Below are 20,687 nucleotides of genomic sequence, written 5' to 3' on the forward strand. Positions count from 1 at the left end.
GACCATGAGCCACGAGCACCATGACTGGAAGCCTGGGAGTGATCCCCCGCTAATTCGGCCACACAGTCAAGCCAAGCACCGTGTTCTCAGAGCTTATCTTGAACGCTACGTGTCGGTTCTGACCGTACGAATCCAACAAGACACTTTTCGACTGACTCTGATTGACGGCTTCGCGGGTGGCGGGCTCTATCTGGATTCGCGCTCCAAAGAAGAACGTCCAGGCTCTCCGCTAATCATGCTCGAGGCGATGGAGCAAGCGGCTGAGGACGCCCAGAAGATCAGGACAAAGCCATTTCACCTCGACGTCCAGTACATCTTCATCGAAAAGGACCGCAAGGCCCTCGACTATCTTCGGCAGGTCCTTTCAGAGTCGAAGTACGCGTCGCTAGTTGGCGGCCGTATCGAACTGATCCACGGAGAATTCACGGCGCAGGTGCCAAAAATCACGGCGTTCGTGAAGAAGCGTGGGCGCGCAGGCCGTGCAATCTTTGTACTCGATCAGTTTGGCTACAGCGCTGTGCCTCTACCGACGATCCGCGGCATACTTGCCACGCTCGATAACGCTGAGGTGATTCTGACGTTCGCGACGGATTCGCTAATCGACTACCTGAGCGAGAACGAACCAACGCAAAAGATCCTAGAAAAAGTTGGCATCACACTTCCTTCGAAAAACGTTCGGACAGCCAAAGAGGAGCGCGAGTGGAGACGGACGATTCAGTTCGCACTGCACCGTGAAATCCCCGTAAGGACCGAGGCCAAGTTCTACACGCCGTTCTTTATACGGTCGACCGACGCCCACCGCGACTTCTGGTTGATCCATCTCTCCGGGCACTTCCGCGCCCGCGACGTAATGGTGGGATTGCATTGGAAGCAAGGTACTTCGTTCGCCCACTATGGTCGCTCCGGTTTGCGGATGCTTGGCTACGACCAAGAGCACGATGCGGAATGGACGCAGCAACAGATGTTGCCAGGCTTCTTCTTCGACGAGACGGCGTTGGTTTCCAGCCAAGAGGAACTTCTGGAACAGTTGCCCGAAAGGATCTTCAATCATAGCGACGGCATCCAGTTCACCGAGCTATTCTCGAACCTTACGAATGAATGCCCCGTCACAGCGGAGATCATGAAGGACGTCTTGAGCGATTTGGCCAAGCAAGGTGTAATCCAGGTTAAAGACAAAACCGGTGCGAAATCTCGGCGCGTGGGAATTCAACACGACTCCGACATCATCATTCCTACACGCCAGATGCGGTTGTTCCTAAGGTGACGTCGTTTCTGACTCGTTGGCGATGCAAAGATAGATTTGCGAGCGATTCCGGACCGCATTCCCACTGGCCGCCATCGGTTACATCGACCGGCGTTGAGTGTCTACCGGTGCCCCGCGTCGCTCTTCAACCCTGGCGTTTCGCGATTGCCTCGACCCATCCAGAGTGAGCGTGACACCGGACTGTTCTATGTCCTCTGGTCGCTCGGCGACACCGACCATTTTGCGACTCGACGTCCAAGAGATTGGTCCGCTTGCTCCGCAAAATGATCGGTGCTACCCGCTCTTGGGCTTGCTTCCCCACGCACAGGCTGGCAGCCTGTGCCACTTGTCTGGCTGCGGGAAGGGCGCTGTCTGGGCGCATCTGAAAACTCAGCGTGATCGCGAGGTGTTCTTTGAAGGGGCATCGCAACAAGTGCTTCCTCGCTCACGCTTCGGGTTGGGATTTTGCATCGCGGAACATGGATGCATGGGCTACCGTCGCTGCGGTGCCCATTTGATGGAACTCGCGGGCACCGTTAGAATTCGGTCCTCCCATTGGTGTGCCCCAAGAATCTGCGTAATTTGTGAAGTCTGCGGATGAATTCCCGCCCTCGTAATCTCGTCGTCGCCCAGAGTGGCGGGCCGAGTCCCGTCATCAATAACAGCCTCCGCGGCATCGTCGAGACCGCGCGCGAGTTGTCCGAGATCGGCACCGTGTATGGCGGCCGTCACGGCATCGAAGGGGTGCTCAAGGAAGAACTGCTCGACCTGACGGCGCAGTCGGCCGAAGAGATTTCGCTGCTGCGGGTCACGCCCGCCGCCGGCTCGATCGGCACCTGCCGCTACAAGCTGCGGCCGAAGCAGACCGAGGATTTCGAGCGCGTGATCGAAGTCTTCCGCGCCCACGACATCGGCTACTTCCTGTACATCGGCGGCAACGACTCGATGGAGACCGCCCACAAGGTGGCAGAGCTGGCGCGGCAGCGGGGACTCGACCTCGTGGCCGTGGGCGTGCCGAAGACGATCGACAACGACGTCGGCGACAGCGAGTTCAAGCTCATCGACCACACGCCGGGCTACGGTTCGGTCGCCAAGTACTGGATGCACATGGTCCAGAACGCGAACGAGGAGAATGAAGGCTCTTCGCCGGCCGATCCGGTGCTCGTGTTGCAGGCGATGGGGCGAAAGATCGGCTTCATTCCGGCGGCCGCGCGCCTGGCCGACCCGGCGCGCGAGATGCCGCTGCTCATCTACCTGGCGGAGCGTCCCACGTCGCTTGAAACAATCACCGATCAGGTGAACGATCTGCTGCGGCAACATGGCCGGGCGATTGTCGTCGTGAGCGAAGGGCTGGATGTAGGGGAGTTGGGGGAGGTGCGTGATGCGTTCGGTCACACGTCGTACAGCTCGAGCCAGATCACCGTCGCGCAGAAGATTACGAACCACCTGAACCAGGCCGGCCTCGCCGCCAAGGGGGCGGCGCGGTGCAACGTCTCGGGCACCGATCAGCGGCACGCCATGGCGCTTGCCTCGACCGTGGATCTCGAAGAGGCTTACCGCAGCGGACAGCAGGCCGTGTTGCTCGCGGCGCGGGGCGAAGGGGGCTTCATGTCGACGATTCTCCGCGAGCCGGGCCCTGTCTATCGCGTGCGGTACGACAAGGTGCCGCTGGTGGATGTGGCGGCCAGCGAGCGATCGTTCCCCGAGCGGTGGATCGCCCCCAGTGGGTTCGACGTGACCGACGAGTTCGTGCGTTACTGCAAGCCACTGGTGGGCGAAGACATGATCTCGCTCCCCTTGATCGATGGCCGTCAGCGTCTCACGCGCCTCGCTCCCATTTATGCCGTACAGAAGCTGCCGAAATACATCCCGCAGGCCGACCGTAGTTAGTGCTATGTCAATGCTTACGTTTCGGGTGCAATCGAATCCCAAGCGCGAAGCGTCAGCGAGGGAGTACTTTACTCGACGTTCTTTGCAGGAATTCCCTCGCTGACGCGTCGGGTTGGGATGTAGGTTCCCGAAAATCAGGGTTTGACAGAGCACTAGTGCCCGCCGCGCCAACACCAGGAACAGGAAAACGATGAGCCGTTCGTTGCTCGATTTCAAAAAGCGTCACGACTTTCTCGTGGGCATCGATTCGGACGGCTGCGCCTTCGATACGATGGAGTTGAAGCACAAGGAATGCTTCATCCCCAACACGATCAACTACTACAACCTGCAGGGCATCAGCAAGTATGCTCGCGAGGCGGCCGAGTTCGTCAACCTGTACTCGAAGAGCCGGGGGATCAATCGTTTTCCGGCGCTGGTCGAGTCGCTCGAGTGGCTGGCGCGACGTCCCGAGGTGCGCGAGCGCGGCTACGACATCCAGGTTCCGCCCGGTCTGGCCCGCTGGATCAAGGAAGAGACGAAGCTGGCCAATCCTGCACTTTCGAAGGCGGTCGAGCAGACGGGAGATGAGGATCTGCGTCAGGCGCTCGAATGGTCGCAGGCGGTGAATGCCTCGGTCACGGCGATGGTGCGCGGCGTGCCGCCGTTTCCGTTCGTCCGCGAGTGCCTGGGCGCGTTGCGCGAAACGTGCGACATGCTGGTCGTCTCGGCCACGCCGGGCGAGGCGCTGGAACGCGAATGGGACGAGCACGACCTTGCGCGCTTTGTCGATGCTATCTGCGGTCAGGAGACGGGCACGAAGAAAGAATCGCTCGCCGTGGCGGCACAATATCCGGCCGACCACACGCTGATGATCGGCGACGCGCCGGGCGACTACTCGGCGGCGAAGGCGAATCAGGCGTTGTTCTTTCCGATCAATCCCGGCGCCGAAGAGGCGAGTTGGCGGAGACTGTTCGAGGAAGGGATCGAACGCTTCCGCAGCGGCACGTTCGCGGGCAACTATCAGGCGGAACTGCTCGCCGAGTTCGATCGTTGCTTGCCGGCGCAACCGGCTTGGCCCTTGGTGGATTGAGTAAGCCGGTCCTAACCCGAAGCGTGAGCGAGGGGGAGCGAAGGTTTCAACGCAAAGACGCGAAGACGCAGAGAGCCAGAGAAAAGTGGCACAGACTGTTCGTCTGTGCAGCACAGGCTAGACAGCCTGTGCCACTTGGGTAGGTACCCCGTACCTGACAATCGATCGACGTGGCCATGACGAATATTGTCAGGTACGGGGTACCTGACCTACGGACAACATTCAACCAACGATCTCCAGCCTCACCGCCAGGCGAAAGATGAACGGAGCAATGCGAACCGATGGCAGAGCAATGTGATATCGGCCTCGTGGGCCTGGCCGTGATGGGCGAGAACCTCGTGCTCAACATGGAGAGCCGAGGGTTCCGCGTAGCCGTTTTCAATCGCACCACGGCGGTCGTCGACAAGTTCGTGGCCGAGCGTGCCGCCGGTAAGCAGATCGTCGGCTGCCACACGATCGAGGAGCTGGTTAGCAAGCTCGCCAGTCCGCGCCGCGTGATGATGATGGTCAAGGCAGGTCCGGCGGTCGATGCGATCATCGACCAGTTGTTGCCGCTACTGTCGCCGGGGGACGTGATCATCGACGGCGGCAATACGCACTACGCCGATACGCAGCGCCGCACGAAGCTGGTTGAATCGAAGGGCTTGCTCTACGTCGGCAGCGGCGTCTCGGGCGGTGAAGAAGGCGCCCTGAAAGGCCCCAGCATGATGCCGGGGGGCAGCGAAAAGGCCTGGCCGCTGGTGAAGCCGATTTTTCAGGCGATCGCCGCCAAGGTGGGTCCGCAGGGAGACATTCCTTGCTGTGACTGGATCGGTCCCGATGGCTCGGGCCATTACGTCAAGATGGTACACAACGGCATCGAGTACGGCGACATGCAGTTGATCTGCGAGTCGTACTTCCTGCTCAAAGAAGCCCTGGGCCTCTCGAACGACGAACTGTACGAAGTCTTTGCCGAATGGAATCGCGGCGAATTGGACAGCTATCTGATCGAGATCACGCGCGACATCTTCAGCGTGCGCGACCCCGAGACGAAGGGTTTTCTCGTTGATGCGATCCTCGACACGGCGGGGAGCAAGGGGACTGGCAAGTGGATGAGCCAGTTGGCGCTCGATCTGGGGGTGCCGACCACGCTGATTACCGAAGCGGTTTACGCGCGGTACTTATCGTCGTTGAAGGAAGATCGTGTGCGGGCGAGCAAGATCTTGAAGGGGCCCGCGGCGAAGTATGACGGGGACAAAGCCGAATTCATCAAGTCGGTCGAACAGGCGCTCTACGCCTCGAAGATTTGCAGCTACGCGCAGGGTTTTTTCCAGTTGCGCGCGGCGGCGGCCGAGAACCACTGGCCGTTGTCGCCGGGCAATATCGCGCTGCTGTGGCGGGGGGGCTGCATCATCCGGGCCCGATTCCTCGAGCGGATCAAAGAGGCCTTCGACGCAAACAAGGATCTCGACAACCTGCTGCTCGCGCCGTACTTCACCCAGGTGATCGACGACGCGCAGCCGGCGTGGCGGCATGTGGTCTCGACCGCGATTACGCTCGGCATTCCGATTCCGGGCTTCAGCGCCGCGCTGACCTACTTCGACGGTTATCGTCGCGAACGCCTGCCGGCGAACCTGCTGCAGGCGCAGCGCGATTACTTCGGGGCGCACACGTATCAGCGTGTCGATCGCGAGGGAGTGTTCCACACCGATTGGATCCGCGAGCGGAAGGAGCCGAAATAGTTTGATCGCGTCTTTGCTCGCAGAGCGACGCCTCGTTCTCTGATCGAGATGGAATGGACGTGCAATTCTCCGGGTACCACTGGCTCTGCCAGTGCTGTGCGGTACACGACGTTCCTTTCAATGGAAACACTCCACCGAATAGACATCCTCGTTTCGGCGTCCTATGAAATTACATTGCAGCAGTGTGCTCATCCAACAAAGTCAGTGACTCGATCCACACTGGCAAAGCCAGTGGCACCCAGAAGCAACAACACAAGCATCCATGTCTAGCTATCTCGACGAACTCTTTGGACTTTCCGGCGAAGTGGCCGTGGTGATCGGCGGCACCGGAGTATTGTGCGGTGCTCTCGCCACGGGCCTGGCACGCGCTGGGGCGCTGGTCGTGGTAGCCGGACGCGATGCCGGCAAGGGAAAAACGCGCGTCGATGAAATCGCCCGGCTAGGCGGAAAAGCGGTCTTCACGGAAGTCGACGTCACTTCGCGCGCCTCGATCGAAAAGTTGCTCGCCTCAGCGGCGCAGCACACCGGCCGGGTCGACATGCTCATCAACGGGGCGGGCGTGAACAAGGCCAGCTCCTACTTTGAGGTCGAAGACACCGATTGGGATTGGGTTATCCAGAGCAACTTGAAGAGCGTCCACCACGGCTGTCAGATCTTCGGCCGGCACATGGCCGAGTCGGGACAGGGGGGCTCGATTCTCAACATTGCCAGCGTCACGGCGCACCTGCCCTTGTCGAAGGTGTTCGCCTATTCGGCCTCGAAGGCGGCCGTGGTCAGCCTGACGCAAAACGTCGCCCGCGAGCTAGCGCCGCTCGGCGTGCGCGTGAACGCGTTGTGCCCCGGGTTCTTTCCGGCGGAGCAGAATCGCAAGATCCTCGACGTCGAGCGCACGGCCAACGTGATGCGGGGCACACCCATGGCCCGCTTCGGTGAGCCTGATGAACTGATTGGAGCCACCCTGTTGTTGTTGTCGCGCCGCGCCGGTAGCTTCATCACGGGAGCCAGCTACTACGTGGATGGCGGGTTCACCGGCATGCGGTTTTAATGGAGTCGCGTCGCCATGGCGCACAGTTATGTCATCTTTGGGGCGTCGGGCGATCTGACCAGCCGCAAGCTCGTGCCGGCGCTGTTTCATCTCTTTCGCAAGGGGCGTCTGCCCGCCGATACCCGCGTCATCGGCTTCTCGCGTTCTCCTTTCTCGCACGACGAATGGCGCGAGAAGCTCGGTGAGTCGACGCAGGAGTTCGCCGACGACTTCGACCAGCAGGAGTGGGACAAGTTCGCGCCGTCGATCTATTACCACGCGGGTGATATCGGCGACGTCGAAAGCTTCCTCTCGCTCGGCAAGCTGCTCGACGAGATCGAGACGGGGCCAGAGTGTACGCGGGTCTATTATCTGGCAACCTCTCCCACGTTCTACGAGCAGGCCATCGAGCAACTGGGGGCCGCCGGCCTGGCCGACGAAACGAACGGTGTCCGCCGCGTGGTGATCGAGAAGCCCTTCGGGCACGACCTTGCCTCGGCGCGTCAACTGAACGAGATCGTCCACGCCGTTTTCGCCGAACGGCAGGTTTATCGCATCGATCACTATCTCGGCAAAGAGACGGTGCAGAATATCCTCGTGCTGCGCTTCGCGAACACGATCTTCGAGCCCCTTTGGAACCGCAACTACATCGATCACGTGCAGATCACCGCGGCCGAAGAAGTGTTGGTCGGCAGTCGGGGCGGCTATTACGACAAGGCCGGCGTGCTGCGCGACATGTTCCAGAATCACCTGCTGCAACTGCTCACCGTCACGGCGATGGAAGGGGCCACGCGGTTCGAGGCCGACGCCATCCGCAACGAAAAAGTAAAGGTGCTCGACGCGATTCGCCGCTACGAGCCGGCCGACATCGCGCGACAGACCGTGCGCGGGCAATACACGAACTACCGCCAAGAACCAGGTGTCGCCCAGCAGAGCGACACCGCCACCTTCGCCGCCGTGCGATTCTACGTCGACAACTGGCGCTGGCAGGGGGTGCCTTTTTATCTCCGTAGCGGCAAGGGGATGAGTTGCCGCACAACGCAGCTTCTGATCCAGTTTCGAGAGATCCCACACCTGATGTTCCCCAACTCGTCGAAGCGGATCGAGGCCAACCGGCTGCTCATTCAGGTGCAGCCGGCCGAGGGGATCCAGGTCCACTTCCAGACGAAGGTGCCGGACGCCGGCATGAAGATGCGGCTGGCGGAGCTCGATTTCCGTTTCGACCGCCGCTCGGAGCCGGCCCTGCCCGAGGCCTACGAGCGGTTGCTGCTCGACACGATGTCGGGGGACGCCAGCCTCTTCGCTCGTAGCGACGAGGTGGAGTTGGCCTGGAAGATCATCGACCCGATCCAGAAAACGTGGGACGAAATGCGCGAGCCGAACCTGTGGACGTACGAGCCCGGGGGCTGGGGTCCGGCGGAATCGTGCGAATGGATCCAGCAGGATGGCCGCGAGTGGTTCGACGTCTGCCCGGTGCTGGGGTAGCCGCCGCGGTGAGCGGATGCACATCGTCCCGTTGAGCTTCTAAGAGCTCGCGCGGAGAAGCTTGGGTTGTGAGGGGACCATTCGGGGCTTCCACAAATGCCAAGTGGCAGAGGCAGTCTTGCCTGTGCAGCTTGCTTTCCAATTGGAACCGTCCAACGCCTTGACCCTTCGACGTATCGCGGGCAAAAATCGATTGCATGACCTCGCCAAGTCCTAGTCTCGCCGAACGTAGTCCTGATCGACTACCAATTGCCGCTGACCGTCACAAGCAAGGCTACAGCCCCCTCGCGCTGGGCAATGTCTACGTCGGCTTTCCTGTCGTGCAGGCGGCCCTCAGTGGCTATAGCGACAGCGCCATGCGCCGTATCGCGCGGCGATTCGGCGCCGATTATGCGCTGTGCGAAGTGCTGATCGACAAGCTCGTGCTCGAGGCGGGCAAGCACACGCGGCGGTTTCTCAAGCTCACGGACGACGATCATCCCGTCGGTGGGCAGTTGATGGGGAGCGAGCCGGTGCAGTTCGGCGAGGCCGCCACGCGGTTGGTCGAGGCGGGTTTTGATGTCATCGATATCAACTTCGGCTGCCCGGTGAAGAAAGTCTTGGGGCGGTGCCGGGGTGGTTTTCATCTCTCGCAGCCCGACGTGGCGCTGGAAATCGTGCGCCGGGTGCGCGACACGGTCCCGGCGCACCTTCCCGTCACGGTGAAGATGCGGCGTGGGCTCGACGACACCGAAGAGAGCCGCGAGCGATTCTTTACGATCTTCGACGGCGCCTGGGATGCCGGCGTGGCGGCCATTACGGTGCATGGTCGCACGGTCAAGCAGCGATACATCGGCGCGAGCCGCTGGTCGTTCTTGAAGGAAGTGAAACAGCACGCCGGGGACCGTACCGTGCTCGGCAGTGGCGATCTCTTCACGGCCGAGGCCTGTCTCGACATGATGCGGCAGACGGGGGTCGACGGCGTGACCGCGGCGCGCGGAGCCATCGGCAATCCGTGGATCTTTGCCCAGGCGCGGGCGCTTGCCGTGGGGCAACCGTTGCCGCCACCGCCCTCGCTGTTCGAGCAGCGCGATGTGATCCGCGAGCATTACCGCCTGGCCGAGGAGATCTATGGACCCGATCTCTCGGGCCGCCAGATGCGCAAGTTCGGCATCAAGTATTCGCGTCTCCATCCGCAGTCGAACGAGGTGCGCGACGCATTCGTGGCCGTCAGCCGCAACGAGCAGTTGAACACGGTGATCGAACGTTACTACTCGGAAGACCTGCCCGGCATCTATCCGGACATGATGTCCGACTGTGGCGACGGTTCGCAGGAATCGTGCGGCGACCTCATGTGAACGGGCGATCCTTCGGCGGCCGGCGAATCGCGCCGCCACGCGGTGGTTGCTCCGCGTCGCCCTAGATCGACCACAGACTTTCCACCGCGAGAGCCCGGTAAATCCTTCCCCTTTCTCGGGCGATAAGCCCCTCTCGGCTGACGCGAACTTCAACTATACTGCTCGGCTTGCGCCGGCTGCCGATATGCCTTGCTTGATCGCCGTTGTTGGTGGAGTGCTTGCATGACCTCATCCCCGAATCCATCTTCCCCCGCAGCCACGAGCGCCAAACTGCCTTACTCCCAGCGCTACCCCTGGGTCGTGGTGGCGATGCTGTGGTTCATCTGCTTTTTCAACTACGCCGACCGCCAGGCGATCTTCTCGATCTTTCCGCTTTTGGAAAGCGAACTGGGATTCAACAAGGCGCAGCTCGGCTTTATCGGGGCGGCGTTTACTTGGGTTTATGCCCTGTCGGCCCCTTTTGCCGGACAAGTGGGGGACCGCTATCCTCGCAAGACGGTGATCCTGGCCGGGCTGTACGTCTGGAGCATCATCACCGGCTTCACGGCCCTCTGCTCGAAGGTCTGGCATTTTGCGTTCGTGCGGGCGGCGGAAGGGCTGGGCGAAACGTTCTATTTTCCGGCCTCGATGTCGCTGATCAGCGACTACCACACGCGCGACACGCGCTCGCGCGCCATGAGCTTTCACCAGACGAGCGTCTATGCCGGCACGATCGGCGGCGGCGCGCTCGCCGGCTGGATGGGCATGCACTTCGGCTGGCAGTCTCCCTTCATCCTCTTGGGCGTGGCCGGCGTCGTGTTGGGGCTGGTGCTGGCCAAGTTCATTCGCGAACCGGGACGCAACGAGGCCGAGATCGCCGCCGGCAACGTCCCCGAGGCGAACCCCGACGCGCAGCCGCTCGACATTGCCGCGTTCCTCCGGATGCTGGCCGCTACGCCCACGGCGCTGGCGCTGATCGTGGCCTTCTTTGGCGCCAACTTCGTCGGGCTCGTCTTCCTGTCGTGGATGCCGACGTTCCTCAAGGAGAAGTTCGAGTTGAATCTGGCCGTGGCCGGGATCGGGGCCACCGTCTTCATCCAGGTGGCCAGCATGTTCGGCGCGATGTCGGGGGGCTGGCTCGCCGACCGCTGGCGCAAGCTGCGTCCCGGCGGACGCATCCTGGTGCAGGCCGTGGGGACGCTCGGCGGCGCGCCCTTCATCTACTTCTGCGGCGAAACGCAGAAGCTGGCCCTGTTGATTCCGGCCATGACGGCCTTCGGCTTCTTCAAGGGGCTCTACGACGCGAACATCTGGGCGTCGCTCTACGACGTGGTCCCCGCCGCGCGGCGTGGCACCGCCGTCGGCATCATGAACATGATCGGCTGGCTCGGCGGTGGGTTGGGCTCGATCTCGGTGGGTCTGGCCGTGACCCAGGGCTTCGGCATGAGCGAAACGATCGCCTCGACCGCCGCGATCTACATCGTGGTGGCCATCGTGCTCACGGTCGCCGGCTTGGTGTTCGCTCCGCGCGACGTGCAACGCGCCTCGGCCACCTAATAGCCTGTTGAAAAATGCCTCATGGCATTTTCAACCTCGCCATCCCTGCGATGTCGCAGTCCGTTTAGTTTTTCAACGGACTGCCGGCGCGTCCTGCAGGGCCGGATTGGGCCGCAGGTTGCCCTCGAGCGTGACGCGCTCGAGCCAGGCGCTGCGCGACTGGCGCCCCCGTTCCCGATTGTGAAACACGATGAAGTCGGTCGGACGATCGATGTCGCATTCGGTGGCCACCGTCGCCGTCGCGCCGGCCCCCCCCACTTCGGTAAGCGTGAACGAAACGTGCTGGCCGTCGTCCAGGATCTCGAAATCGAACGTGTTTCCCACCTGAATGGGAATCAGGGCGATGGCATGCGGCAGTTGTGCATCGCCGCGGCCATAGATGCCCATCACGCCCCCTTGATCGGTCGTGGCGATAAACTCGACACCGTTTTGCGTGTCGCCGTTGGCACTGGCATTCGGCACGCCGTCGCTACGAGTCAGGATTTGCAGCAGGTCGTTCTCGCTGGCGAAGGTCCAACGGCCGCGAATCCGCAGACCACCCCGTTTTGCCGGATCGTATTCCTCGCGCGTCACCAGGTGCGCGCGGTTCGACAATTCGACGCGTCCGTCGACGACTTGAATCTTTGCCTCCGGCGAGCGAATCCCTTCGGTGATGACCCGCCAACGGTGGCGATCGAGCTTCTCGCCCGTGAAATCGTCTGCGAGCAGCAAGTCCCCCACGACACGTTCCCGCGATGGCACGACTTGTCGCGTGAAACGCTCGGTGTCGAGAGGCCGCTCGATCCAGTTGGCCGCGGCCCGTTCGTCTTCGGCCTGGGCCTCGAGCCGGCGTGCCTGACCGGCGGCAACGGTGATCGGCGCCGAGGGCAGGTTGGGTTGCTCGGCTGCCGCTGACAGGTTGAGCTCGACCAGCCCGTCGAACACGTGTACCTCCGTGGCGCCGCGGGCCTCGGCAATCACACCAAACTCGGTGCCCAGATCGACGACCGCGGCCGAGGGCGTGCGAATGGTGAAGCCCACGGCGGCCGGGCTGACGCGCGCCACCAATTGCCCCACCGACAAGAGCCCGGCATTCGTGGCGGTTACCTCGAAGACCGCGGGCCCTTGCAGAACGACGCGCGCGCCCGAGTCATAGTCGAGCTGCGCGATGCCGGCATTCAGCCGCAGCGTACCGGTCGATAACCTCGCGCCGGCATGCGTCGGCAGGCTGCCGGTTTCCCAATCGCAATCGACCGCAGCCGCCAGCGTGGCGATCGCCACGGAGGGAGGGGACTGCGTTTCACCCTTCTCGGCCGCGATCGCGGTTGGCGGCGAGGGGGGGGCACCGGGGGGTAAGGTAGGGGACGAGCCACCGATCGAACTCGGCGACGGCCGTGCATCGCCCAAGCGCATCCCCAGCATCAATCCGGCGGCCAACATCAGGCCGCCAAAGATGAAGATCGGCGCCGCGTCGATCCAGGGAAGCCCCTGCACCCAGCCGCGCCAACCACTGCCACCTTCTACCAACGGCGAAGGATTGGTCGGTTTTGCGGGGGGGAGCGACCGAGGCACACCACCGCAGAGCCAGCGTAGATCGGCGATCATGTGCTGATATTCGACGTAGGCGCGTCGCGCCGCGGGGTCATCGCGCACGAGCTGCTCGAGCCGCGCGGCCTGTGCCTCGTCGAGCGTCCCCTCGCGGAGTGCCGCGAGCAGACCACGCAGCTCATGGGGCAACGTGTCGTGCGTGTCGCTCATGGGCGTCCCTCGGCACGCAAGGTCCGTTGGATGCACTCGAACAGATTCTCGTGGATACGGTTCAAGGCCTTGTAGATCGCATCGACCGAACGACCGACTTCGGCCGCGATCGAACGGGTCGTCGCTCCCTCTTGGTAACGCCGCGAGAGCAAGTCTCGATCGCGAGGATGCAGCTTCTCGATACACTGCGAGAGGGCCAGATGCCGGGGCCCGAGCGCCGCGCCGGCGAGCAACGATTCGTCCGCCACGTTCTCGACGAACTCGTCGCTGAACTGCAGCCGTTCGCGGCCGACACGTTGCCGTTGCGACATCACCTTGTAGCGCGCGATCTGGCACGCCCAGGCGAGAAAATCGGTGCCGGGCTCGAACTGCTCGAACTTGCGCCACAAGACGGTGCTGGTTTCTTGAAAGATCTCGTCCGCGTCCGCCACGTTCGGCTGCAGCGAGAGAATAAAGCCGTAGATCCGCCGCGCGTTGAGCGTAAACAGTCCGACGAATTCTTCGGTCCGTTCCGGTGGCTGCATGGCGGGGAAGATTGAGGGTTGAAGATGGGCTGCCCAACGGGTCGGCGCACTCTACAGAGAGCATATTCCGCGAAGCCCCCGGTTTTGGAAGTCATCCCTGACCCGAATTTATCGGTCTCGAATTGGCCAGCGGGCCGATCCACCCCAGATCGGGTGGCCTTTCGGGGCTTTCCAAGACCTTACCTCCTCGGGCACTGGGCAGGATGACACATGTGGTTCGCGGGGCTAGACTGGCGGAGCCCTATTCCGCTCCGCGCAGCCAATGAGTCTAGGGCGCCCAACGGAAGCCCGGAATGCGTGAGGGCACCGTTCTGCATCGTGGCTCATCGGCCGCGCGGACAGCAATAAAACCTGCCCCGCCGTCACACCTCGGAGTCTCTCATGCGCCACCTGGCCTTGCCATTCGCCCTGTGCGTCGTTGCGTTCGCTGCTCGCTCGGTACAGGCCGCCGACGATGCCAAGGCCCTCTTCGACGGCCAGAGCCTCGACGGCTGGCAAGCGGTCAATGGCCCCATTTCGAGTTGGACTGTCGAAGATGGTCTGCTCGTCTGTAGCGGGGCAGGGGGGGGCTGGCTCTCGACCAAGGACGAGTACGGCGACTTCGATCTCTCGCTCGAGTTTCGCGTGCCCCAGGGGGGCAACAGCGGCGTCTTCATTCGGGCCCCGCACGAGGGGGATCCGGCCTACACGGGCATGGAGCTCCAGGTGCTGGACGATGCGGCCGACGAGTACAAGTCGCTCCGCCCCGATCAGTACACCGGCAGCGTCTATGGCGTGGTCGCCGCGCAGCCCCGCGTCACCAAGCCCGCCGGCGAATGGCAGACGATGCGCATCCGCTGCGTCGGCCGCGACGTCGAAGTCGAGGTAAACGGCAAGCAGGTGGTGAAGGCCAACCTCGACGAGCATCTCGACAAGGCCAAGGAACACCCTGGCATCACGCGCGAGAGGGGCCACATCGGCCTGCAAAACCACGGTTCGCGGGTCGAATACCGCAACGTGAAGCTGGCGCCGGTGAAATAGGGGCCTCTCTCGGACCTCGCACGGCAGCATCTCCGCGCCGGCACTGCCAGGGTCGCTGGCGTCTGGCGGCGATTCGCCCGGTTTCTCTCAAGTCGACTCCCCGCCACGGACGATAAGGGGCCAGCTAGCGGGCTGCGCCCCTGGCACGCGCCGACTGTCCGGAGGGGATTCCGGCGGGGGACGCGGCGGCCCCTATCCCGGGAGATCGACCGTGGTTAACGCCAGCACGGCAGAGCTACGCAAAGCGGCCATCCTACTGACCAGCTTGCCGCAGGACGACGCCGCGCAGTTGCTGGCCAAGCTCGAGCCGAAACAGGTCGAACGGGTCTCGATCGAGATCGCCACGCTCGGCTCGATCACCGGCGCCGAACAACAGGCGGTGCTCAAGGAGTTTTCCGAATCGAATCCCTCGATTCTCCTCGGTGGCACCGGCGGCGGCCTCGACGTCGCCAAGAAGCTGGTCGAACGAGCACTGGGCAAGAACGCCGCCAACACGATCGATACGGTTCGCGAATCGATCGAGGCCGTGCCGTTCAGCTTTCTCAAGAAGGTCGACGCTCAGAATCTGCTCACCTTCATCATCGACGAGCACCCGCAGACGATCGCCCTGGTGCTGACCCACCTTTCGCCGGCCCGTGCCGCCGACATTCTCAAAGGGCTCCCCTCCGATCGGCAACTCTCGGTGATCGGCCGGATCGCGACGATGGGCCAGACGAATCCCGAGATCATCCGCGAGGTCGAACGAGGGCTTGAACATCGCATGTCGAGCGTGATGAGCCAGCAGTTCGAGAACGCCGGCGGCGTCTCGAGCGTGGCCGAGATCCTGAACGTCTGCGATCGCTCGACCGAGCGTTCGCTGCTCGAAAACCTGGGGCAGGACGATCCTCAATTGGTCGACGAGATCCGCCGGCTGATGTTCGTCTTCGACGACATCGGCAAATTTGCCGACAAGGAGGTTCAGACGATTCTCAAGAACGTCGAGACCTCGCAATGGGCGATGGCGCTGAAGGGGGCCAGCGACGAGCTCAAGCAGAAGATTCTCGGCAACATGTCGAGCCGCGCCGCCACGCTGCTCAAAGAAGAGATGGAGTATCTCGGCCCAGTCAAGCTCTCCTCGGTCGAGCAGGCGCAGCAGCAAATCGTGGACATCGTCCGGCGTCTGGAAGACATGGGCGAGATCTCGATCAACAGCGACGAGGCGGACGAGCAGTTCATCCAGTAGGACCTGGCCCCGCGCGGCAGGGCAGTTGGACAAGCCGGGACCCTGGTTCCTGCGCCAGCCACGGCTCCGGAACCGTCAGGCTGCCATCGGCATTCCCAATCATCGCATGGACTTACGGCGTCGATCCCCCCTGGGATCCCACGTCCTTTCGTTCCGTTCTGTGCCCGGCAGGCTCTTGATCGAGAAGCTTTTTCCCCGATTTGCTTGCATCGCTGTCAGAGTGTGGTATACATGCTTCAAGAGCATTGTCTCTGTACACGGCCTGTCGCGGAGGACCTCCGAGGCGGGCCCTTTTTTTGCGCGAGCGGGTTGCTCGGACGATTCTCTACTCCCAGAGACTGCGCCACTCGCACGGCTATTCGGCATGGGGGGTGACCGCGACCTGCCCCTTCGCCCCAGGTCGGCTCTTGCCGGCCTGCTTGGCAACTTCGCCCGAACGCACGACAGGGCTTGCTGGCATAGCAGGCATGTGCGTGCGCGCAGGGAACTTGAAAGATTCCTGTGAAAAAGCGCAAGTGCTTGCATTGCATGGTCGTTGGCAGGCGGTGCTGCGCGCGTGCGCCGTGCATTGGCGCACGAATTGCGTGTGGCGTTCCCTGCGTAACTTGAGTGTCCAAGGATTGGCTTCATCAGGCAGTAGGTTTTGCACCAGTTCTCAACTGCAATGCATATCAAACCAACGCTAGGCCAGACGGACACGCTCTCTCCTGTGTCCGAGCATTCGCTCTATCTGACACTCTTCGCCAGCAGCGCCGGCGGCCTGTAATCTCCGCGGCGCTCATCCACTGGGCATCGGTGCGCATGCGTCTGCGCATGCCTGTGCCGAGATGTCCGCTTCGTGCTCGTGGTTGCTCCTGCGCGAAGTTTGCCCCTTAGCTGCGACGGGAACGTTGCTTCGCATGCGCCGCGCCGGCGCGTGTTGAACGCGCGCCGTTTTTCTGTTGTGCGATCTGGCTGCGCTCCCGCTGCGCGCGTGGTGCGTTGTTGTCTTGGTTGTCCTTCTAGCTTTGCGGAGGTCGTTCGAAATGAGTTTTTGTAAAGACCGAAAGAGTTGGGTCATGACCTGGGCGGTGATTGCCGCCCTGCTGGCCACGGGCAGTGTGCTGTGGAATCGTTCGATCGCGCAGGACCCGCCCGCCGCGGAGGCGCCTGCCGAAGCTCCCGCAGAGGCTCCTGCCGTAGCCCCCGACGAACCCGGCGAAGCCGCGGCGACCGCAGAGGCGGCTGCCGAAGAAGCCCCTGCGGAAGAACCTGGCGGCCTCAACCAATCATTGCCCGCTCTTTCTCAGGCGGTCGACACGATTTGGGTCATGATCGCCGGCTTTCTCGTCATGTGGATGCAGGCCGGTTTTGCGCTGGTCGAAACCGGTCTCACGCGCGCCAAGAACGCCGTGAACATCTGCATGAAGAACCTGCTCGACTTCTGCTTCGGCAGCATCACGTACTGGCTGGTCGGCTTCAGCATCATGTTCGCCAACGGCGGCGATGCGAATGGTTTTTGGGGAGGACTGAGTGGAGCGATGCTCAATCCCGACGCCGACTGGGACTCGCTGAGTTGGACCACGATCCCACTGAATTCGAAGTTTTTCTTCCAGCTTGTCTTTGCCGCGACCACGGCCACGATCGTTTCGGGGGCGATGGCCGAACGGACGAAGTTCGGCTCGTACATGCTTTATAGCGCCATCGTCTCGGCCGTCATCTACCCCGTCTCGGGGCACTGGATCTGGGGGGGTGGCTGGCTGGCCTCGAACTGGAACTTCTTCGACTTCGCCGGTTCGACGACCGTGCATAGCATCGGGGGGTGGCTCTCGCTGATCGGGGCGTTCATTCTCGGCCCGCGCATCGGCAAGTACGGCGCCGATGGCTCCGTCAAAGCGATTCCAGGTCACAACCTGGTACTCGTGACCCTCGGCGTTTTCATCTTGTGGCTGGGATGGTTCGGCTTCAATCCGGGGAGCACCATGTCGGCCGACGCCAACCTGATTGCCCACGTCACGGTGAACACGAACGCCTCGGCCGTCGTGGGGTGCATTGCCGCCTTGCTGACCGCCCGCTACATGTTCGGCAAGTGGGAGGCCACGATGGCGCTCAATGGGGCCCTGGCGGGGCTGGTAGGTGTCACCTGTCCCTGTGCCTGGGTAACGGTGCCCACTTCGTTCATTATTGGTGGTGTCTCTGGGGTCCTTGTCGTGCTCTCGGTGGTCGCTTTCGATCGCTATCTGAAGATCGACGATCCGGTCGGCGCGATTTCCGTGCATGGCGTCTGCGGTGCGTGGGGCACGCTGTCGCTCGGTCTCTTCTCGACGGGGACGGGCGATGGCTCGCCGTACCCGGGTCTGTTCTACGGAGGCGGCGTCCAGCAATTGATCGGTCAGGCCGTCGGCGTTGGCGCCGGCTTTGTCTGGGCCATCGTGATGGGTGCCATTCTGTTCTCTGCGATCAAGGCCAGCATCGGGCTCCGCGTCACGCCGGAAGAAGAGCACGAAGGCCTTGACTTCTGCGAACACGGCAACGAGGCCTACCACGGCTTCCAGTTCGTCACCGAGTCGCACGTGTAGAAAACTCACGATCTCCGCGCCGCTCGCGGCGTACGCGTACGCCGCGGCGGCCGGACATCGTTGAACGGAATCTGGCTTCGCCAGCCAGAAGGACGCCTCCGACTTGGGTTGACTTCGGTCACCCAAGTCGGAGGTTTTTTGTTTGCGCCTGCTGTATTGCACCACCCGACTGGGCAGTATTCGCACAGCAGCGTTATTCCCGCTAGAGTCGTCTACAATACGACCAGCGGCGGTGCGGGCAACCGACGGGTGCGGCGCTCGCGGCTTCAAGTTCGATCGGCGATTTCATCCAAGCAGGAGAGCTTCTGTTGCGATACTCCATCGAGCAATCCACGATCGAATTGCATCAGGGGGATATCACGCTGCAAGAGGTGGACGCCATCGTCAACGCGGCGAACAGTGAACTTGCTGGCGGGGGTGGCGTTGATGGGGCGATTCACCGGCGGGGTGGGCCGGCGATTATGGCGGAGACGGAGCGGCGCTATCCCCAGGGCTGCCCGACGGGTTCCGCCGTGATCAGCGGGGCAGGGGAGTTGCCCGCGCGGCATGTGATCCACGCCGTGGGGCCGGTGTGGGGGGGAGGCCGTCAGGGCGAGACCGAACTGCTCGCGTCGGCCTACCGCACGTGCCTGGAACTAGCCGTAGCGGCTGCCTGCCGCTCGCTGGCCTTGCCGGCCCTGAGTACCGGGGCCTATCGCTTTCCGATGGATCAGGCCAGCCGCATCGCCCTGGGCACGACGATCGACTTCGTACGTACCCAGCAGCGGCCCGAGCTCGTGCGATTCGTGCTGTTCGACGCGGGCGCCTACGGGGCCTTCGCCGCGGCCCTGGAAGAGTTGATGCGCGAGCTCGACCGTTGACCGCTCGTGGCGTCTGGACATCAGGCCGGGGCGCTCGCTAGCGGTTGATTTCGATACCGGCGTTCACCCCCTGGATGAAGGCGTCCTGCGTGATCTGGTTCGGAATCAGGCCCATCGTCGGCAGTCGGTAATCGACCAGGGCGCTGGCACGTGCCAGACCGTCGATGTACATGCCGGTCCAGCCGACACGCAGGGCGATGGCGCGCGTCAACTGATACGAGGCCTGGGCGCGCAGTTCCACCACCGGCGACCATTCGTTCTCGTCGAGCGAATGGACGAACGACGTCGGACCGAAGGCGAGTGGCACGTCACGACCGCCTGGCTGCAGGTTGCTGGCAAAGCGTCCCTGTTGCGAAATGTCCTGGAAGTTGAAGCCCGCCATGAAGCGGCCTTCTGCCGACCAGGTAATGCGGCCGGTCTGATTAAACCAGCGAGCGGCCACCTGCGGGCCGACCAGGTTGTTTTTGGCATCGGTGAACCAGAAGCTGCGGTCCAAAATGCCGCCGTAGCCCTGCACGTTGAACGTATCGCGGAACTGCATGTAGCGACCGCCGATGAACAGCTCGAAGTATCCGCCGTGGTGCATCTGGTTCGACCGCAGCATGTACATCAGCTCGGTGCCCCAGAGTTGGGTACGGTTCTTGGTGGTGAGCATGTCGAACACCATGGGCAACCGCACGTCGTCTCCGAAGTCGGTGGGTGCGAACTCGTCCGGCTCGCCATCGGGGGGCACGCTCGTGTCGATGCCGTCGCGGCCGAAGACGCCGTTGCCGTTCACGTCGTGATCGAAATCCTGACCGCCGGACTGCACGAAGCCCTGAATGCGTTCCAGGCCCAGCGGTCCGTAGGGGGGATCCTCGAGGACCACGGTCGTATTGCTACGATCGAGGTATTGATTGAGGCTCGTCAGCTTGAACATGCCGAACATCCAGCCGGTATGGTCGCGGACATAGCCGAGTTCCATCCGTTGGCCATCGGTGAAGTCATTCTCGTAGGGGCCGGTGTTCATCGTGCTGTTTTCATCGATGAAGAACCCCCCCTGCCATACGTCGGTGCGGGTATAGTTCTGACCGATGGTCACCGTGTCTGGCGCGGTGATCGTCCACTGCAGCAGATCGAAGGTGAAGAAGAAGCCTTCCTTCGCATGCACGCCGCTGCCGTACTCACTGAGATCCGCCGGCGCAAAGAATTGGAAGTCCTGCGCCGCCGCGGGGGCAGCCGCTGCAAGACCCATTACCATCGCCAACAGACACGTTCTGATGCGGTTCATCAACATGGTCCCGTTCATCCCGGCTGAAGCCTCCCGCGAGCGCATGACTCCATGTGCCCTCAGGCAAGAGCCTGGTCCGTGCCGGTAGTATCGGTCTTGCGGCGCAAGCGAGTTGAGTAAGAAAGGCAGACTCTACCGAAAACGGTGTCGCTGCCGCTCGCGTGGAGATGAACGGCACAGAATGGCGTGCC

Annotated in this window: 15 protein-coding genes; 12 read left to right on the plus strand and 3 right to left on the minus strand. The window is 62.5% G+C overall.

Annotated features, from left to right (window positions below):
• Positions 1-4: 4 nt before the first annotated feature.
• The 8 genes from KF708_07190 to KF708_07225 all read left to right on the plus strand — a co-directional run bounded on the left by KF708_07190 (position 5) and on the right by KF708_07225 (position 11,305).
• Positions 5-1,264 carry a three-Cys-motif partner protein TcmP gene (locus KF708_07190; GenBank protein MBX3412454.1) on the plus strand — a complete coding sequence of 420 codons (1,260 nt, stop codon included), beginning with the start codon at positions 5-7 and terminating at the stop codon, positions 1,262-1,264.
• Positions 1,265-1,840: 576 nt separating this feature from the next.
• Positions 1,841-3,133 carry a diphosphate--fructose-6-phosphate 1-phosphotransferase gene (locus KF708_07195; GenBank protein MBX3412455.1) on the plus strand — a complete coding sequence of 431 codons (1,293 nt, stop codon included), beginning with the start codon at positions 1,841-1,843 and terminating at the stop codon, positions 3,131-3,133.
• Positions 3,134-3,323: 190 nt separating this feature from the next.
• The gene (locus tag KF708_07200; GenBank protein ID MBX3412456.1) at positions 3,324-4,202 is read left to right on the plus strand and encodes an HAD family hydrolase; all 879 of its coding nucleotides are present in this window, start codon (positions 3,324-3,326) and stop codon (positions 4,200-4,202) included.
• Between the two features lie 281 nt (positions 4,203-4,483).
• On the plus strand, positions 4,484-5,923 hold the full coding sequence (gene gndA, locus KF708_07205) for an NADP-dependent phosphogluconate dehydrogenase (GenBank protein MBX3412457.1): 1,440 nt from the start codon (positions 4,484-4,486) through the stop codon (positions 5,921-5,923).
• 262 nt (positions 5,924-6,185) lie between these two features.
• A complete protein-coding gene (locus KF708_07210; protein MBX3412458.1) occupies positions 6,186-6,968 on the plus strand; it encodes an SDR family oxidoreductase in 783 nt (260 codons plus the stop codon).
• A 15-nt stretch (positions 6,969-6,983) separates the two neighbouring features.
• A complete protein-coding gene (gene zwf / locus KF708_07215; protein ID MBX3412459.1) occupies positions 6,984-8,432 on the plus strand; it encodes a glucose-6-phosphate dehydrogenase in 1,449 nt (482 codons plus the stop codon).
• Positions 8,433-8,629: 197 nt separating this feature from the next.
• Entirely contained in the window at positions 8,630-9,769 is a 1,140-nt protein-coding gene (locus KF708_07220; GenBank protein MBX3412460.1) for a tRNA-dihydrouridine synthase, read from the plus strand.
• A 222-nt stretch (positions 9,770-9,991) separates the two neighbouring features.
• Positions 9,992-11,305: an MFS transporter gene (locus tag KF708_07225; protein MBX3412461.1), complete on the plus strand. Its 1,314-nt coding sequence runs from the start codon at positions 9,992-9,994 to the stop codon at positions 11,303-11,305.
• A gap of 72 nt (positions 11,306-11,377) precedes the next feature.
• Here the strand turns inward: KF708_07225 and KF708_07230 are convergent, their stop codons facing one another.
• Both KF708_07230 and KF708_07235 read right to left on the minus strand, forming a co-directional pair.
• Entirely contained in the window at positions 11,378-13,042 is a 1,665-nt protein-coding gene (locus KF708_07230; protein ID MBX3412462.1) for a FecR domain-containing protein, read from the minus strand.
• Positions 13,039-13,566, minus strand: a complete 528-nt coding sequence (locus KF708_07235) for a sigma-70 family RNA polymerase sigma factor (GenBank protein ID MBX3412463.1) — start codon at positions 13,564-13,566, stop codon at positions 13,039-13,041. The genes KF708_07230 and KF708_07235 overlap by 4 nt, the downstream gene beginning before the upstream one ends.
• A 381-nt stretch (positions 13,567-13,947) precedes the next feature.
• Between KF708_07235 and KF708_07240 the strand changes: the two genes are divergently transcribed.
• The 4 genes from KF708_07240 (at position 13,948) to KF708_07255 (ending at position 19,226) form a co-directional block, all read left to right on the plus strand.
• The gene (locus tag KF708_07240; GenBank protein MBX3412464.1) at positions 13,948-14,586 is read left to right on the plus strand and encodes a DUF1080 domain-containing protein; all 639 of its coding nucleotides are present in this window, start codon (positions 13,948-13,950) and stop codon (positions 14,584-14,586) included.
• 211 nt (positions 14,587-14,797) lie between these two features.
• The gene (gene fliG / locus KF708_07245) at positions 14,798-15,808 is read left to right on the plus strand and encodes a flagellar motor switch protein FliG (protein MBX3412465.1); all 1,011 of its coding nucleotides are present in this window, start codon (positions 14,798-14,800) and stop codon (positions 15,806-15,808) included.
• A 1,058-nt stretch (positions 15,809-16,866) separates the two neighbouring features.
• Positions 16,867-18,366, plus strand: a complete 1,500-nt coding sequence (locus KF708_07250; protein MBX3412466.1) for an ammonium transporter — start codon at positions 16,867-16,869, stop codon at positions 18,364-18,366.
• 308 nt (positions 18,367-18,674) lie between these two features.
• Positions 18,675-19,226 (plus strand): O-acetyl-ADP-ribose deacetylase, encoded by a 552-nt coding sequence (locus KF708_07255; GenBank protein MBX3412467.1) that lies wholly within the window; start codon positions 18,675-18,677, stop codon positions 19,224-19,226.
• Between the two features lie 37 nt (positions 19,227-19,263).
• Here the strand turns inward: KF708_07255 and KF708_07260 are convergent, their stop codons facing one another.
• On the minus strand, positions 19,264-20,496 hold the full coding sequence (locus KF708_07260) for a BBP7 family outer membrane beta-barrel protein (protein ID MBX3412468.1): 1,233 nt from the start codon (positions 20,494-20,496) through the stop codon (positions 19,264-19,266).
• Positions 20,497-20,687: the final 191 nt, after the last annotated feature.

It is taken from the genome of Pirellulales bacterium (genome assembly GCA_019636335.1).
Classification (GTDB): Bacteria; Planctomycetota; Planctomycetia; order Pirellulales; family JAEUIK01; genus JAHBXR01.